Origin of the sequence: Legionella qingyii (genome assembly GCF_003990155.1) — a bacterium.
Classification (GTDB): Bacteria; Pseudomonadota; Gammaproteobacteria; order Legionellales; family Legionellaceae; genus Legionella; species Legionella qingyii.
The window spans coordinates 118,527-134,846 of record NZ_RZGX01000008.1; the positions used below are offsets into that span (position 1 = coordinate 118,527).

Genomic DNA, 16,320 nt, shown 5'->3' on the forward strand with positions numbered 1-16,320 from the left:
CTAAAGGAAGAAACTCATGGTGAATATACTTCGCGAGCAACCCCGTGCATTTCACATGATTTTTATGTTGGAATTATGGGAGCGGTTCGGGTTTTACACTGTTCAAGGGATTTTAACTTTATTTTTTATTCGTCATTTGGGGTATAGCGATACGATTTCTTATTATACATTTGGTGCTTATTCGGCTTTGGTTTACGGTATGGTGGTTATTGGTGGGTATTTAGGGGACAGAGTATTAGGCACCAAACGTACCATCGTTCTAGGGCTTATTGTTTTGGCAGCGGGGTATTTTTCTTTAGCTCTTACCGACAAGGAACATGTATTTTTTGCACTGGGATTAATTTGTGTAGGGAATGGTTTGTTTAAAGCAAATCCATCGAATTTACTTGCTAAGTGTTACGAAGCAAATGATCCGCGTTTGCATGGTGGTTTTACCTTGTATTATATGGCAATCAATTTGGGAAGTATGATTGCATTATTTGCTGGCCCAGCAATCTCAAGTCGCTATGGTTATTCTTATGCTTATATGATGAGCGCAATCGGTTTATTAATTGGCTTGGCAAATTATTGGCTTCAACATCAATTTGTTGCCCATATCAATACTGATGCGGACAAACGAATAATCTCGTTGTTCCAGTGGCTTATGATACTGATTGGGATAGTCTGTCTCACAGCGAGTTCTGCGTATTTATTACAGCATGTGATGCTTACAAAAAACTTGTTTTGGTTTATTACCATTACGGTAATTGTTTATTACCTCTTCATGATCCGTAAAGAAAGCAAAATTATCAAAATGCGTATGTTGGTTGCTTTGGCATTGATGCTGGAAGCTATCATTTTCTTTACTTTATATCAACAAATGCCAACATCTTTGAATTTATTTGCAGTACATAATGTAATCCCAGTTTTCTTTGGAATCACGATTGATGCACAAAGTTTCCAAGCGCTAAATCCTATTTGGATTGTATTGATGAGCCCTGTTTTGGCTTATTGTTATGACGTTCTTCATAAAAAAGGCGTAGAGTTTTCTATCCCTTATAAATTTTCTTTAGGGATGACGATGTGTGGGATAAGTTTTTTAATGCTCTTTTTTGCTCGCTATTTTTACACAGATCAGGGCATGGTTTCTTCCTGGTGGTTAATCATAAGCTATTTATTTCAAAGTATTGGCGAATTATTGGTATCGGCGCTTGGAGTGGCTATGGTTGCGGAATTAGTACCTCCCCAAATTGCCGGGTTTGTAATGGGAATGTGGTTTTTAACTTCCGCAATTGCTGGATTTATTGGTGCTACAGTTGCATCTTATACGGCACTCCCTGAACAAATTAAACCCGGGGTCGGATCTTTAATGATTTATACGCATGTATTTGCTTGTATTGGCATCGTCACGTTAATTATTGCGTTCTTCATGTGGTTAATGTCACCACGATTAAGTCGTTATATTTCAGGAAAAAAAACAGACTTGCAGCAAGAGACAAAAGAAGCAGAATACTCTGTATCTAAATGCTATATGTTTCAGTCCGGATTTGAACATCATTCAGATATCCCTTAATTAAAACACATAATTAAGGGAGATAGAGCTTTAAAAGAATGTATTTTATCTAAACCTTAGAGTCAGTTGACATTTCATTTAATTCCGCCCCTTTATGCGTAGGCTAATGAAGCAATTGTCAACCGAGCCTAGTCATTGAAGATGAGTCAAGCTAAATTCATAGCAGAATTTAGCTTGACTCAATTTGTTTTATCTCCAGTGACCACCATGCCAACCGCCACCATGCCAACCAGCTCCGTGCCAACCTCTATACCAACCACGGTTACCCCAATAGCCTAGGCCAGAATAATAGTAACGGCTTGGATAATAGCCTGAGTAATAAGAGTAGCTTGGATAATAGCTTGAATAATAATAGCCATTATTAGGATAAGCAGTAACATAACAACCGCTTAAAAGAAGTGTAGGAACAAACACTAATACTGCGATAATAAGCTTTTTCATAATCGCTTCCTTACTCAATGTTCGCACATTAATTATACTCCATGGTTGCAAATTGATCAAAACAAATCCTATTGCAGATTGTTAGTAATTTGTTTATTAATTAAGGCATTTTTTAAGATAACTTGGATAAACCATGTTCATATCGAGGGGTTCTATTGTACTATGCAGTGTAATTACGGAGTAACGTTGAAAGCTGTTATGAAAAAATGAATATCCAACTCAGTCTGCATTCTCAAAAATTAATAAAGAAATATTTATTAGAGTCTCACGTCCATTCACATGAGCTTAGCTCTATTACTACATCCGCTGATCTTGCGGCGTTGATATCTTGGTTAAATAAAGAGCAAAAATACCCCAGGAAATCAAAGAAGCAACAGCAAAAAATTGAGTTTATTCTTGTATCCTTACGGACTGCGTTGTTGCACGATTTATTCCTTTCGATGAAAGGGGATGACATTAAGCTACCCAAAGAGGAAGAACACAATACTCCGATAGACAAAATCAAATTCACATTACTCACTATCGCAGGTATTTTGGTCGCCGCATGTCAGGGGTTTGATGGTATTGTGACGATGCTAAGTATTTTTAATCTATCCTCCTCAATGATTCTTGCAGCTGGATTTGCATTTTCCTTCCTTTCTGTAATTGTTTTTTGTGGATTTGACTTGGTAAAAGTCTCGAAGGCTTTAGGGGTTAAACTGAGTGATGCTTATAAGTTATTAGATGCATACTTGTTGCAATTACAAATGATTAAATCCATTAGAAAAAAAATAAATGAATATAATCTTTCGGATTTGTCTCAAGATAATTTAAAACAGCTGGAATGTATTATTTCCATGTTGCAAAAGCGTTTTAGCTTGCTCACCGAGGCAAGTCAGCAATTTGGGATGGCACTCGAAAGTGAGAACATGAAAATGGCTAAAACGCTTATTTCCGGCGTGTCCGGAATTCTGTTTTTTGGTGGTGGTTTCTTTGCTGGCCAATCAGTAGCCCTCTTTATGTCAGGTCTTCTTGTAAATCCATTAACACCCGCATTTTGGCCTGTAATACTTTTTAGTGTCATAGTAGGGTTCGCGGCATTTAGCATTTATTGGTATGTTGAGCGTCCTGGATTGGACAAATTGGTAAGTAGTTGGTTTGGCCTCAATGAAGAGAATATACAGAAGTTATGTGATAAAAGTATGATAAAAAAAGAAATTCACAAATTAGAGAGTCTAAAAAGAAAAATAATTAGCGCGGCTCGATTAGCTAAAAGAGTGACTCAAGCAGAGCAGGCTGTTGATGCTCATGATGAACTGCTCATTGATGGCTCAGTTCATGAGCGGACTGTGATTGATATACGAACAAGTGGTAGTTATTATTCTTTTCTTAAACCTCAGGAACCTGCGGATTTATTACCGAAAATTTCTTTGGAGCAAGAACCTATAGACCAGTCGTGCTGTTTTATGTAATTTATATACTATATCGATAATCTTCAATGCGCATGATCCATGGTTTGCATTGAACGTTTAAAGTTAAATATTTAGGGTATCTTTTACAAACGGGATCGTTATTTTTCGCTGTGCTGCCAGAGAGGCATCATCCAATCGATTGAGTAAATTGTGCAGGTCATGCATATTTCGAGAGCATCTATTGAGAAGGAATTGACCTACACTTTCTGGTAAGTCGAATCCTCTTTTTAATGCATGCAGTTTTAAAGTATTAATTTTATCTTCGTCACTTAATTCCATCAATTGAATTACCAACCCCCAACTTAACCTAGAACGTAAGTCAGCAAGTTGGATGGGAATTGTGGTTGGTGATTGATTCCCGGAAATGATCAAAATACTTTTTTCCATATCTTTGATTTTATTATATAAATGGAATAACGCTTCCTCCCACTCGGGATCTTTGGCGATAACATCTATATCATCAATACAGATTAATTCTTGCTCTTCGACTCCTTCTATGGCTTGTGGACCCCATTCCTTGAGAAGAGTCAAAGGAAGATAGATTGCAGATTGAGAATCAATGGCTTGACAACACGCTTGTAATAAATGAGTTTTGCCACTACCCGAATTTCCCCAAAGGTAAAGCAATCGGTCTTCTTTCTGAGTGAGCATGTGCTGTAATTGCTGTTGCAGCAGTTTGTTACTTCCCCAATTGAAATCAACAAGGGTTGCTTCATCGTTTAATTTTATCGCTAATGCCAACTGCTTATTCATTATGATAGTTCTTTATTGGACCACGCTTTTCTGCCCCAGGTCCATATATAATCTATATAAGTAATCGCTGTAGTAAATGTCGTCAAAATGATCAGAACATTGAGCAGATAGGGCGAAAATTCAAAATAGGCTAATTCAAACAAACAGGAAGTAACTAGAATGAGCTGTAATGCAGTATTAATTTTACTGAGCAGTGTGGGTTGAAAATCCAGCTTGCGGCGAACAAATTGATACCAGGCAACTACTCCTAAGGAAATTGTTACATCTCTGAGGAAAACCAAAATGACGAGCCACCAGGGAAGTACACCAATTAAGGCCAAAGAGATGAAGCTGGAAGCAATTAATAATTTATCCGCCAGAGGGTCAACAAAAGATCCAAAAAAGCTTTGCCAGTTAAAACTACGAGCTAAAAAACCATCCAATCCATCACTCAATCCAGCAAATATAAATAAATAAAAAGCAATAACGTACTCGTGATTGTATAAATAAAATAGAAAAGGCGCGATTAATATGAGACGCAATAAAGTTAGAGCATTTGGTATGTGTTTTAGTATCATAGGGCCATACGATAATTTATTTACCCTTATTTGACCAGCACCTTTTAATATCAAGATTGGTTTTTGAAGGGAATATATGTTTTGCTAAACTGTAAATTCTAGTTTATACAATACTCGTAGTTCTGTCACTTATGTTTCTCTTCATTTTTACGATACATAATCACTGTATTACCAATCATTTGTACGAGTTCGGCATGTAATTGCTGGCATAACTCATCTGCCATAATGATTCGATCTTCCTTTTCTGCACCGTTAATTTTCACTTTTATTAGCTCATGTGAAAGCAATGCAATATCTGTTTCTGCAATAACGGCTTCAGTTAATCCTTTCGCTCCAAGAAGCACGACAGGTTTTAAATGGTGTGCTTGGGCTTTAAGCGATTTTTTGAGTGCAGTATCCACTGTAATGTTCCTTAAATTCACTCCAATAATGCAATTATTTTGGAGGCTCAATGATAAAATGGTAAATTATTGCACGTTTTGCTGGGAAAAGGTAGTGAAATTCAGTATCATAGTTCAAATTGATACTCTATATAAATTTATGAAACGTACTAAAAGCAGTAAGCGATGGTTGCAAGAGCACTTTGATGATGTTTATGTAAAGAAAGCACAAGCAGAGGGCTATCGCAGCCGTGCTATATACAAGTTAAAAGAAGTAGACGAGAAAGAGTCCTTGCTCAAACCAGGGATGACGGTAGTTGATCTGGGAGCAGCTCCTGGGGGGTGGACACAGTATGTTTCCGAACGGTTGCAAGGTCGAGGACGTATAATTGCCCTCGATATTTTGCCCATGGATGCCTTACCTGATGTCGATTTTATTCTTGGTGATTTTCGGGAAGATGAAGTGCTGCAAAAGTTAAAAGATTTAATTCCAGAACACAGTGTTGACTTGTTATTATCAGATATGGCCCCAAATATGAGTGGTACTACTGCAATTGATATCCCACGAGCTATGTATTTGGTGGAGTTGGCTTTCGATTTTGCAGAAAAAATGTTAAAACCAGGTGGTTCCATGCTGATTAAAATTTTTCATGGGGCTGGTTTTGATGATTTAGTAAAACAAGCAAGAGCTTCTTTTGAGAAAGTCGTGATTCGAAAGCCTTCAGCTTCTCGCTCTCGCTCAAAAGAAACCTATTTGCTGGCAAAGGGATACAATTTATAGTAACTTTATGATTTAAGAATTCGATCATAATATAAAAGCTGTACGTCACTAACGAGGTTAATACTTTGAACGACATGGTTAAGAATTTATTTTTATGGCTGATTATAGCGATCGTGCTTGTTTCAGTTTTCAGTAATTTCGGCCCTCGAAACTCGGTTGCTGAGAAGCTTTCTTACAGCCAATTTTTGAAAGAAGTCGATCAAGGTATGGTTAATTCAGTCACCATTGAGGATGATAAAATCATCAAAGGGATGACTAAAAATAACAAGCGCTTTGTAACATACATGCCTATGCAAGATAATGCTTTATTAGGTGAGTTATTAAAAAGCAAAGTCGATGTAAGCGGTCAAGAGAAACAACAAGAAAGTTTCCTCCTCCATTTATTTATCAATTGGTTCCCAATGCTGCTTTTAATCGGGGTTTGGGTATTTTTTATGCGTCAGATGCAAGGCGGGGGTGGCCGAGGTGCTATGTCTTTTGGTCGTTCACGCGCACGCTTGCTCGGCGAAGATCAAGTGAAAGTGACTTTTGCGGATGTTGCAGGGGTAGATGAGGCTAAAGAAGAGGTTAAGGAGCTAGTCGACTTTTTACGTGATCCCACCAAATTCCAAAATCTTGGGGGACGTATTCCCCGCGGTGTATTATTAGTTGGTTCTCCCGGAACAGGTAAAACCCTTTTGGCTCGAGCAGTTGCTGGTGAAGCAAAAGTGCCATTTTTCACAATTTCGGGTTCTGATTTTGTTGAAATGTTTGTCGGTGTTGGTGCATCTCGTGTCCGCGATATGTTTGAACAAGCAAAAAAACACGCTCCTTGTATTATTTTTATCGATGAAATTGATGCGGTAGGTCGTCATCGAGGTGCGGGTCTTGGGGGCGGTCATGATGAGCGTGAACAAACGTTAAACCAATTGCTTGTAGAAATGGATGGTTTTGAAGGGAGTGAAGGAGTTATTGTTGTTGCAGCAACGAACCGTCCAGATGTTTTAGATCCTGCATTATTACGGCCAGGTCGTTTTGATCGTCAAGTTGTAGTTCCTTTACCGGATATTCGCGGCCGTGAACAAATACTAAGGGTGCATTTGCAAAAAGTTCCTGTAGATAACAATGTAGACATCATGGCAATTGCTCGGGGAACTCCAGGGTTTTCTGGAGCAGATCTTGCCAATTTGGTTAACGAAGCAGCTTTATTTGCTGCGCGTGCCAATAAACGCAAAGTCAACATGATCGAGTTGGACAAAGCAAAAGATAAAATTATGATGGGAGCTGAACGACGCTCCATGGTAATGGATGATAATGAGAAAAAGTTGACTGCTTATCATGAAGCAGGTCATGCGATTGTTGGATTATGTGTACCAGAACATGATCCGGTTTACAAAGTATCTATTATCCCACGAGGGCGTGCTCTTGGTGTGACGATGTTTCTGCCAGAGCAGGATCGCTACAGCCATAGTAAGCGCCGTCTGGAAAGCCAATTATCCAGTTTGTTTGGTGGTCGTATTGCTGAGGAACTGATTTTTGGACCCGAAAGCGTGACCACAGGTGCATCGAATGACATCATGCGTTCTACTGAAATAGCGCGAAAAATGGTTACGACCTGGGGACTTTCAACCCTGGGGCCACTTACTTTTGGTGAAGAAGAAGAGGAAGTATTTCTAGGGCGCTCAATGAATAAGCATAAAGAAATGTCAGACAGAACGGCGCAGCAAATTGATGATGAAGTACGTGCGATTATTGACCGAAACTATAAACGAGCAAAAGAAATTCTGGTCTCAAATATGGATAAATTGCATTTAATGGCACAGAGTTTGATTAAATACGAAACGATAGATCTCAATCAAATAAAAGAGATTATGTCTGGAAAGGAACCTTCTCCACCAGAGGATTGGAACTCATCAAAACCTCTTGATGGAGCTGAAGTGACTAATCAGCCATCAGAGAAGTCAACAGAGCATGAGGTTATCGTAAATCCTGCTGAAGAGCACTGAGATTATTAGTGAGAAAAGCAGGTGAATCCAACGCAATTTTCAGGTTGGCTTGAGCATCAATGCCAACCTTCTCCAGATAACTCGATCCAAAAACCTTTAATTATGGGGATATTGAATGTCACTCCAGATTCGTTTTCTGATGGCGGCAAATTTTTATCCTTGGATATGGCCTGCGAGCAAGCATATCGCTTAATCAGTCAAGGAGCTGATTTAATTGATATTGGAGGGCAATCAACCCGACCCGGCGCACAACATGTTCCACTCGATGTGGAATTGAGTCGAGTCATACCTGTTATTGAACAAATCCGAGCTAATTCAGATATTTGTATTTCAATTGATACAAATAAACCGGAGGTCATGCAAGCTGCTGTAAGTGCAGGTGCTAATGTAATTAATGATATTTATGCTTTACGCACAGAAGGTGCTCTTGAGATGGCTGCAAAACTTGCAGTTCCTATTTGCTTAATGCACATGCAAGGAGAGCCACACAATATGCAACATGACCCATATTATTCAGATGGCGTACTTACGGAAGTGATGCGTTTTTTTATGGAACGCATTGTTGAGTGTGAGCGTGAAGGCATTAAAAGAAACAATATAATTCTGGATCCGGGCTTTGGATTTGGAAAACAAGTACAAGATAATTTGCTCTTGGTCAAAAATCTTGATAGCTTTGCAACATTTGGGATGCCCCTACTTTTAGGAGTATCACGTAAAAGTACTATAGGGATGGTACTTAATAAAGAGGTGGGTGAGCGTTTGATAGGAAGTATCGCGACTGCTGTTTATGCAGCACTGAAAGGCGTGGGGATCATCAGAACGCATGATGTAGATGAAACAAGTCAAGCGTTGCATATGATTACCATGATTAGTCAGGCCGATGTATATCAGCTCACGCAAGCTAAAATTCTTGATAGAGGTGGTTAAGGATGAGTCAACGTAAATATTTTGGTACTGATGGTATAAGAGGACATGTGGGTTTATCTAATATCAACCCTGAATTTGTGTTGAAGTTGGGTTGGGCAGTTGGTCGAGTACTAGCTAATTGCCATCGCAAAAAAGTAGTAATTGGTAAAGACACCAGAGTATCAGGTTATATGCTGGAATCCGCTCTGGAGGCAGGACTATCCGCTGCTGGTGTTGATGTTGCTTTGTTAGGACCTATGCCAACACCGGCCATTGCCTATTTGACTCAAACGCTGAGGGCTAATGCAGGTATCGTGATTAGTGCATCGCACAATCTGTTTCAGGATAATGGAATCAAGTTTTTCTCCTCAGAAGGGGGTAAATTACCTGACAGCGTTGAATTAGCAATCGAAGCAGAGCTGGAAAAGAAAATGCAAACAGTGCCTTCGCAAAATTTGGGTAAGGCAACACGAATTAATGATGCAAGTGGACGTTATATAGAATTTTGTAAGTCAACGATTCCTTCATTAACACGATTATCTGGTTTAAAAATTGTAGTTGATTGCGCAAATGGTGCGACCTACCATATTGCCCCTAATGTATTTTCTGAACTTGGGGCCGAAGTGATATCCATTGGCAATCATCCTGATGGATTTAATATTAATGAAGATTGTGGCTCAACATCTCCAGAGCTGCTAAGACAGAAGGTCATAAGTACAGGCGCGGATATTGGTATCGGTCTCGATGGTGATGGGGATCGTGTTATATTAATTGATTCAGATGGTCGTTTAATTGATGGGGATCAAATCCTTTATATTATTGCAAAAGACAGGCATCAACGAGGGGTCTTAAATGGCGGTGTAGTTGGTACGCAAATGAGCAATTATGGCCTGGAAATCGCAATAAAAAATTTGGGTATCCCTTTTGTGCGAACACGCGTAGGTGATCGATACGTTTTAGAGGCCCTACGAGAAAGAGATTGGAAGATAGGTGGTGAAACCTCAGGGCATATTGTTTGTCTGGATAAAACTACAACAGGTGATGGGATTGTTGCTGCGCTGCAAGTATTGTCAATTATGGTCAAGCAAGGAAAAACTTTAAAGCAATTAGTTGAAGGGATTAATTTATTACCACAAAGCTTGATGAATTTAAAAACCAATTACGCGGCCTTGCTTGCTGAGCATACACAGGTAATCGAAATAGTTAGGGCTTTAGAAACAAGCTTAAATGGAGAAGGAAGAGTGTTACTTCGACCTTCAGGTACTGAACCCTTATTACGTGTTATGGTAGAAGGTATGGATGAAACTATAGTAAAACAGCATGCACAAAAGCTGTGTGATCATATAAGTCAAATTGAGAGAAATTTGAGTTTTTAGTAAAAAATTAAAACTCACGGTAGTTAATATATAGTAGCTTTTAATAAAAAAAACGCGATAAGACTACACATCGGCTATGAGATTGGGTATAGTCCGCAGTTGAAGCGAGGGGGTGTGCTGATGAGACACAAGATAGTTGCCGGCAACTGGAAAATGAATGGCCAGCTGCAGCAAGTGATTCAATTAAGTAGTGAACTTAAAGAATTGCTTAACTCTATTAATGATGTCCAAGTTATAGTAATGCCTCCAGCAATTTATATTCCACAAGTTAGGGGTATAATTGCTGAATGTAAAATTGAAATAGGTGCCCAGAATGTATATCCGAAGGACTCTGGAGCTTATACCGGAGAGATATCTGCGCCTATGTTAAAAGATTTCGACTGTCGCTATGTTTTGGTGGGGCATTCTGAACGCAGACATTGTTTTCATGAAGATGAAAATTTTGTAGCGCAAAAATTCCACCATGTGAAAGAACATGATATGATACCGGTTCTTTGCGTCGGTGAAACGCTGGTTGAACGTGAAAAGGGGCAAACAGAGCAAGTAATTGCCAAACAATTGCTCGCAGTAAGTGAACGAGACAAAAATTGTTTTCGTGATTGTGTTGTAGCTTACGAACCTGTTTGGGCAATAGGAACAGGGAAAACTGCGTCACCCGAACAAGCACAGGAAGTACATCAGTTTATTAGAAAGCTGGTTGCAGAGATAAATCATAGCGATGCGGAACGGCTACCTCTTTTATATGGAGGGAGCGTGAACGAAAACAATGCCAGAGCATTGTTTACCATGCCAGATGTTGATGGTGGCTTGGTAGGAGGTGCATCGTTGAACGCGAAACAGTTTGTGGAAATTGTGAAATGTATCAATTGATATTAATGATTCATGTAATCGTAGCTGTAGCCTTAATAGGCTTAGTTCTTATCCAACATGGTAAAGGTGCTGATATTGGTGCTGCTTTTGGATCGGGCGCTTCGAATACTATATTTGGAAGCCAAGGGACAGGTGGTTTTTTATTTAAATTAACTGGTGGTTTGGCGATAACCTTTTTTATCACCAGCTTATTGCTGTCATATTTGGTGTCTGTTCAATATCAAAAAGCAGATCAACAAATAATTCCTCAACAAACTAGTGTACCTGCGAGTTCAATTCCAGTACCAGTTGACAACAGTAAGAAGTAATAAATAAGAATTTTTTCTCCGGACTTAAGTACAGAGAGAAGATTAGGAAAGTAAGTAATTACTAATAAAAAGAATATGCCGAAGTGGTGGAATTGGTAGACACGCCGTCTTGAGGGGGCGGTGGCGAAAGCCGTGCCGGTTCGAGTCCGGCCTTCGGCACCATTTTAATCCGTGCAAGGTGAAAAAATGCTATCTCAATATTTACCTGTTCTAATTTTCATAATTATCGGATTGGCATTGGGCTTGGCAATGATAGGGGCTGGTTCTCTTTTGTCAAAGCACAACCCTGATAGCGCTAAAAATTCTCCCTACGAATGTGGATTTGGTGCATTCGAAAGTTCTCATATCCCATTTGATGTTCGCTTTTATCTAGTTGCCATCCTATTTATTATCTTTGATTTGGAAACTGCATTTTTCTTTCCATGGGCTTTAGCTTTACGCAAAATTGGTTGGTTTGGTTTTGCTGGAATGATGTTGTTTTTAGGGTTATTAGTTATTGGTTTTATTTATGAATGGAAACGAGGCGCACTAGAGTGGGAATAATTTAAATGTGCGTAATAACTCACTTCTGATTGTCACTTCAAACGAAGAAAACAATTAGAGGTGGTACCTTTTTTATTAATATTTTAACTGCTTAGAGGCTAACTATGGCGGTTGCAGAATTGCAAAAAAGTGGCTTTGTAACGACTTCAGTCGAGAAACTTCTCGGATGGGCACGTAGTGGTTCTATGTGGCCTATGACTTTTGGATTGGCATGTTGTGCTGTAGAAATGATGCACGTGGGTGCTGCACGTTATGATTTGGACCGGTTCGGAATTATTTTTCGTCCAAGTCCCCGTCAATCAGACGTAATGATAGTTGCTGGTACCCTGTGCAATAAAATGGCTCCTGCTTTGCGCAAAGTTTATGATCAAATGCCTGATCCTCGATGGGTTATCTCTATGGGATCTTGTGCGAATGGCGGTGGGTATTATCATTACTCTTACTCCGTAGTTCGTGGGTGTGATCGTATTGTCCCAGTAGATGTATATGTACCAGGTTGCCCTCCAACTGCAGAAGCACTGCTGTATGGCATTATTCAATTGCAGAACAAAATCAGGCATAAAAAAATCCTAGAAGCTTAAGATCATCAAAGGTGCAAATAGATGACAACAAAAAATGATTATTTGGTTGAACAACTCAAACATGAATTGGCAAGCCAATTTAAAGATATAAGTGTTGCTTATGATGAAGTAACTATTGAGTGTGACGTATCAAATTTAAAAGCAATGATGTTGGAACTACGTGATCTGGAAGCATTTCGTTTTGATCAGCTCATTGATCTTTGCGCCGTGGATTATTTGCTTTATGGTGAGTGTGATTGGGAAACCGATTCAGCAACAGAAAGTGGGTTCTCGCGCGGTGTTGAGTGTCAAGAAGCTAAAGTTTATGCTCTGGATAAACCCCGTTTTGCCGTAGTTTATCATTTACTCTCAACAAAAATGAATCATCGTTTACGTGTTAAGGTATTTGTTGATGAGTCTCATTTAATTGTCCCTTCAGTGCATCATTTGTGGAAAGGCGCAAATTGGTTTGAGCGCGAGGCTTATGATTTATATGGTATTTTATTTGAAGGCCATCCAGACCTAAGACGTATTTTGACTGATTATGGATTTATCGGACATCCATTCCGTAAAGATTTCCCACTCAGTGGTCATGTTGAAATGCGCTATGACGCAAAATTAGAAAAAGTCATATACGCTCCAGTAGATATTGAACCAAGAGTTTTGGTGCCCAAGGTTATTCGTAATGATAACCGGTATATTGGTGATAAAAGGGGCGAATAATGATTGAATTAAAGAATTACACTTTAAATTTTGGTCCACAACATCCTGCAGCACATGGAGTATTACGTTTAGTTCTTGAGCTTGAAGGTGAAACCATAGTTCGCGCAGACCCACATATAGGATTGCTGCATAGAGCAACAGAAAAATTAGCAGAAACAAAACCTTATATTCAAAGCATCGGTTATATGGATAGACTCGACTACGTATCCATGATGTGCAACGAGCATGCCTATGTACGCGCAATAGAGAAACTTTTAGGTATAGAAGCGCCTATTCGAGCTCAATATATCCGTACTATGTTTGATGAAGTAACTCGTATTTTGAATCATCTGTTGTGGTTAGGGGCTATAGCTCTGGATATTGGTGCGATGACCGTATTTTTATATTGCTTCAGAGAGCGCGAAGATTTATTCGATTGCTATGAGGCAGTATCTGGAGCACGGATGCATGCTACCTATTATAGACCTGGTGGTGTTGCACGAGACTTGCCTGATACTATGCCCAAGTATAAAGCATCTAGATGGCATAATGAACGTGAGGTTGAAAAGCTTAACGAAGAGCGCAGCGGTAGTCTGCTTGATTTCCTCGAGGCATTCACAGGACGTTTTACTCGATGTGTTGATGAATATGAAACGTTATTAACTGATAATAGAATTTGGAAACAACGCACAGTAGATATCGGTATTGTTTCACCCGAAGAAGCATTGCAATGGGGTTTTACAGGACCAATGCTTCGTGGTTCCGGAGTTGCTTGGGACTTACGTAAAAAACAAAGTTATGCAGCATATGATCGTGTGGATTTCGATATTCCCGTGGGTAAAACTGGAGATTGTTACGATCGTTATTTGGTTCGTGTTGAAGAATTAAGACAATCAAATCGAATTATTAAACAATGCATCGAATGGCTCAGAGCAAATCCTGGCCCAGTTCGTATTGATGATCACAAGATTACACCTCCACGCCGCGTAGAAATGAAAGAAGATATGGAAGCATTGATTCATCATTTTAAATTGTTTACAGAAGGTTTTTGTTTGCCACGAGGGGAAGTATATAGTGCTGTTGAAGCCCCTAAAGGTGAGTTTGGTATTTATATGGTATCTGATGGGGCCAATAAGCCCTACAGATTGAAAATTCGTGCTCCTGGATTTGCTCATTTGTCTAGCTATGATGCAATGACCAGAGGACATATGATCGCTGATGGTGTCGCGATTTTAGCGAGTCAGGATATAGTATTTGGTGAAATTGATCGTTAATTTTGGGGGCGGTCAGTTTACGAACGTTAAAGTGACATCCCATAAAATTGCAATTTAAATTAATAAAGGTTTAGAAATGTCTGATAATTCAGCAAAAATATTAAATCAATTGGTGTCAGCTCAAAGAATAAAGGACATCGATCACTGGATTGCAAAATATCCAAAAGATCAAAAGCAATCAGCTGTAATGAGCGCACTACGAATAGTCCAGGAAGAGCATGGTCACCTGACTACCGAATTAATGGACGCTGTTGCTGAATATCTAGAGATGCCTCCTATTGCCGTATATGAGGTAGCGAGTTTCTATACAATGTACGAACACAAACAGGTTGGCAGACATTCAATCAATGTATGTACCAATATTTCTTGTATGCTGCGTGATTCAGCTGCGGTTGTTGAACACTTGGAAAAAAAGCTGGGTATAAAATTAGGTGAAACCACAGATGATGGGCGCTTTACTTTAAGATCTGTTGAGTGTTTAGGTGCCTGTGTTAATGCACCGATGATGCAGGTGGACAAGGATTATCATGAGAATCTGACTCCTGAATCTATAGATAAAGTGTTGGAACAATACCAATAAAAGATAGAGGTGGTTGCCGTGGTTGAATTAAATCAAGTTTGTTATCGAACATTTCATCTACCAGAGCCTTGGACACTATCTGCTTATGAAAGTGTTGGTGGATACAGTGCATGGAGAAAAATATTAAAAGAGCAAACTTCTCCACAATTAATTATTGATGAGTTAAAGACATCTGCCCTGCGTGGTCGAGGGGGAGCTGGATTCCCAACAGGATTAAAATGGAGTTTTATGAACCGTAATACTCCAGTACAGAAATATGTAGTTTGTAACTCCGACGAAGGTGAGCCAGGTACGTGTAAAGACCGCGAAATACTTACATTAAATCCACATCAACTCATTGAAGGCATGGCAATTGCTGGATATACCATGGGTGCTACTGTTGGATATAACTATATTCGCGGTGAATTTTGGTTGCCCTATGAGCGTACAGAAGCAGCAATAAAAGAAGCTTATGCGGCAGGTTTATTAGGTAAGAATATTTTAGGTACAGGCATCGACTTTGATTTATATAATCATTTAGGGGCTGGCGCATATATTTGCGGTGAAGAGACCGCATTGCTTAATTCCCTTGAGGGAAAAAAAGGTCAACCAAGATTTAAACCCCCATTTCCTGCCAACTATGGTTTATATGGAAAACCCACAACGATAAATAATACCGAGACTTTTGCTTCTGTTCCGGTCATTATGGAAAAAGGTGGTGAATGGTTCTTAAAAATAGGCAAACCCAATAATGGCGGAGCCAAGTGTTTTAGTGTTAGTGGACACGTTAATAAGCCTGGAAATTTCGAAATCCCCTTGGGAACACCATTTAAAACTCTTCTTGAATTGGCAGGTGGCGTTACAAAAGGCCGAAAAATTAAAGCAGTAATTCCTGGGGGTACATCCATGCCCGTTTTACCTGGTGAGGTAATGATGGGGCTCAATATGGATTATGACAGCATACAAAAGGCAGGTTCAGGATTAGGCTCCGGTGCTGTGATTATTATGGATGAAACAACCTGTATGGTCGATGCACTTTATCGCATTTCCGAGTTTTATATGGAGGAGTCTTGTGGGCAATGCACTCCATGTCGCGAGGGTACCGGCTGGTTAGTCCGTTTGCTACACCGCATTAAGGAAGGCCATGGTGAACCTGGGGATGTAGAGAAATTAGTCAATGTTGCGAATAATATCGAAGGACGCACTATTTGTGCATTAGGTGAGGCAGCAGCTTGGCCGGTACAAAGTTTTGTTAAGCATTTCCGCGATGAATTTGAATATTTCGTTAAGCATAAACGCTCAATCGTCGCAGCATAATTAAA

At 39.5% G+C, this 16,320-nt stretch carries 18 protein-coding genes and 1 tRNA gene; 15 read left to right on the top strand and 4 right to left on the bottom strand.

The window, feature by feature from the left end; all coding sequences use genetic code 11:
• Nucleotides 1-16: 16 nt before the first annotated feature.
• A complete protein-coding gene (locus tag ELY20_RS07540; protein WP_110142015.1) occupies nucleotides 17-1,552 on the top strand; it encodes an oligopeptide:H+ symporter in 1,536 nt (511 codons plus the stop codon).
• Nucleotides 1,553-1,741: 189 nt separating this feature from the next.
• On the opposite strand, the gene ELY20_RS07545 is transcribed toward ELY20_RS07540, so the two are convergent.
• Nucleotides 1,742-1,993: a hypothetical protein gene (locus tag ELY20_RS07545; RefSeq protein ID WP_110142016.1), complete on the bottom strand. Its 252-nt coding sequence runs from the start codon at nucleotides 1,991-1,993 to the stop codon at nucleotides 1,742-1,744.
• Between the two features lie 206 nt (nucleotides 1,994-2,199).
• Between ELY20_RS07545 and ELY20_RS07550 the strand changes: the two genes are divergently transcribed.
• Nucleotides 2,200-3,444: a hypothetical protein gene (locus tag ELY20_RS07550; protein WP_110142017.1), complete on the top strand. Its 1,245-nt coding sequence runs from the start codon at nucleotides 2,200-2,202 to the stop codon at nucleotides 3,442-3,444.
• Nucleotides 3,445-3,507: 63 nt separating this feature from the next.
• On the opposite strand, the gene hda is transcribed toward ELY20_RS07550, so the two are convergent.
• From hda to yhbY, 3 genes are all read right to left on the bottom strand, one after another.
• Entirely contained in the window at nucleotides 3,508-4,197 is a 690-nt protein-coding gene (gene hda, locus ELY20_RS07555) for a DnaA regulatory inactivator Hda (protein WP_110142018.1), read from the bottom strand.
• Complete coding sequence (locus ELY20_RS07560) at nucleotides 4,197-4,754, bottom strand: CDP-alcohol phosphatidyltransferase family protein (RefSeq protein ID WP_110142019.1); 558 nt, start codon at nucleotides 4,752-4,754, stop codon at nucleotides 4,197-4,199. The genes hda and ELY20_RS07560 overlap by 1 nt, the downstream gene beginning before the upstream one ends.
• Nucleotides 4,755-4,879: 125 nt before the next feature.
• Nucleotides 4,880-5,155 carry a ribosome assembly RNA-binding protein YhbY gene (gene yhbY / locus ELY20_RS07565; protein ID WP_110142020.1) on the bottom strand — a complete coding sequence of 92 codons (276 nt, stop codon included), beginning with the start codon at nucleotides 5,153-5,155 and terminating at the stop codon, nucleotides 4,880-4,882.
• A gap of 139 nt (nucleotides 5,156-5,294) precedes the next feature.
• On the opposite strand from yhbY, the gene rlmE reads away from it, so the two are divergent.
• The 13 genes from rlmE (at nucleotide 5,295) to nuoF (ending at nucleotide 16,315) form a co-directional block, all read left to right on the top strand.
• Nucleotides 5,295-5,915 (top strand): 23S rRNA (uridine(2552)-2'-O)-methyltransferase RlmE, encoded by a 621-nt coding sequence (gene rlmE, locus ELY20_RS07570; protein WP_110142060.1) that lies wholly within the window; start codon nucleotides 5,295-5,297, stop codon nucleotides 5,913-5,915.
• 74 nt (nucleotides 5,916-5,989) lie between these two features.
• Nucleotides 5,990-7,900 carry an ATP-dependent zinc metalloprotease FtsH gene (ftsH, locus tag ELY20_RS07575; protein WP_165831586.1) on the top strand — a complete coding sequence of 637 codons (1,911 nt, stop codon included), beginning with the start codon at nucleotides 5,990-5,992 and terminating at the stop codon, nucleotides 7,898-7,900.
• Between the two features lie 21 nt (nucleotides 7,901-7,921).
• The gene (folP, locus tag ELY20_RS07580; RefSeq protein WP_110142022.1) at nucleotides 7,922-8,827 is read left to right on the top strand and encodes a dihydropteroate synthase; all 906 of its coding nucleotides are present in this window, start codon (nucleotides 7,922-7,924) and stop codon (nucleotides 8,825-8,827) included.
• Between the two features lie 2 nt (nucleotides 8,828-8,829).
• The gene (gene glmM, locus ELY20_RS07585) at nucleotides 8,830-10,182 is read left to right on the top strand and encodes a phosphoglucosamine mutase (RefSeq protein ID WP_110142023.1); all 1,353 of its coding nucleotides are present in this window, start codon (nucleotides 8,830-8,832) and stop codon (nucleotides 10,180-10,182) included.
• A gap of 120 nt (nucleotides 10,183-10,302) precedes the next feature.
• Nucleotides 10,303-11,052 (top strand): triose-phosphate isomerase, encoded by a 750-nt coding sequence (gene tpiA, locus ELY20_RS07590; RefSeq protein WP_110142024.1) that lies wholly within the window; start codon nucleotides 10,303-10,305, stop codon nucleotides 11,050-11,052.
• On the top strand, nucleotides 11,040-11,360 hold the full coding sequence (gene secG, locus ELY20_RS07595) for a preprotein translocase subunit SecG (protein WP_110142025.1): 321 nt from the start codon (nucleotides 11,040-11,042) through the stop codon (nucleotides 11,358-11,360). The genes tpiA and secG overlap by 13 nt, the downstream gene beginning before the upstream one ends.
• Nucleotides 11,361-11,437: 77 nt before the next feature.
• A tRNA-Leu gene (locus ELY20_RS07600) sits at nucleotides 11,438-11,522 on the top strand.
• A 24-nt stretch (nucleotides 11,523-11,546) separates the two neighbouring features.
• Nucleotides 11,547-11,903, top strand: a complete 357-nt coding sequence (locus ELY20_RS07605) for an NADH-quinone oxidoreductase subunit A (RefSeq protein WP_110142026.1) — start codon at nucleotides 11,547-11,549, stop codon at nucleotides 11,901-11,903.
• Nucleotides 11,904-12,007: 104 nt separating this feature from the next.
• A complete protein-coding gene (locus ELY20_RS07610) occupies nucleotides 12,008-12,484 on the top strand; it encodes a NuoB/complex I 20 kDa subunit family protein (RefSeq protein ID WP_058467432.1) in 477 nt (158 codons plus the stop codon).
• 21 nt (nucleotides 12,485-12,505) lie between these two features.
• Nucleotides 12,506-13,186 (top strand): NADH-quinone oxidoreductase subunit C, encoded by a 681-nt coding sequence (locus ELY20_RS07615; protein ID WP_110142027.1) that lies wholly within the window; start codon nucleotides 12,506-12,508, stop codon nucleotides 13,184-13,186.
• Entirely contained in the window at nucleotides 13,186-14,439 is a 1,254-nt protein-coding gene (locus ELY20_RS07620; RefSeq protein ID WP_110142028.1) for an NADH-quinone oxidoreductase subunit D, read from the top strand. Before ELY20_RS07615 ends, ELY20_RS07620 begins: the two co-directional genes overlap by 1 nt.
• A gap of 76 nt (nucleotides 14,440-14,515) precedes the next feature.
• Nucleotides 14,516-15,019: an NADH-quinone oxidoreductase subunit NuoE gene (gene nuoE / locus ELY20_RS07625; protein ID WP_110142029.1), complete on the top strand. Its 504-nt coding sequence runs from the start codon at nucleotides 14,516-14,518 to the stop codon at nucleotides 15,017-15,019.
• An 18-nt stretch (nucleotides 15,020-15,037) separates the two neighbouring features.
• On the top strand, nucleotides 15,038-16,315 hold the full coding sequence (gene nuoF, locus ELY20_RS07630; RefSeq protein ID WP_165831584.1) for an NADH-quinone oxidoreductase subunit NuoF: 1,278 nt from the start codon (nucleotides 15,038-15,040) through the stop codon (nucleotides 16,313-16,315).
• Nucleotides 16,316-16,320 lie beyond the last annotated feature (5 nt).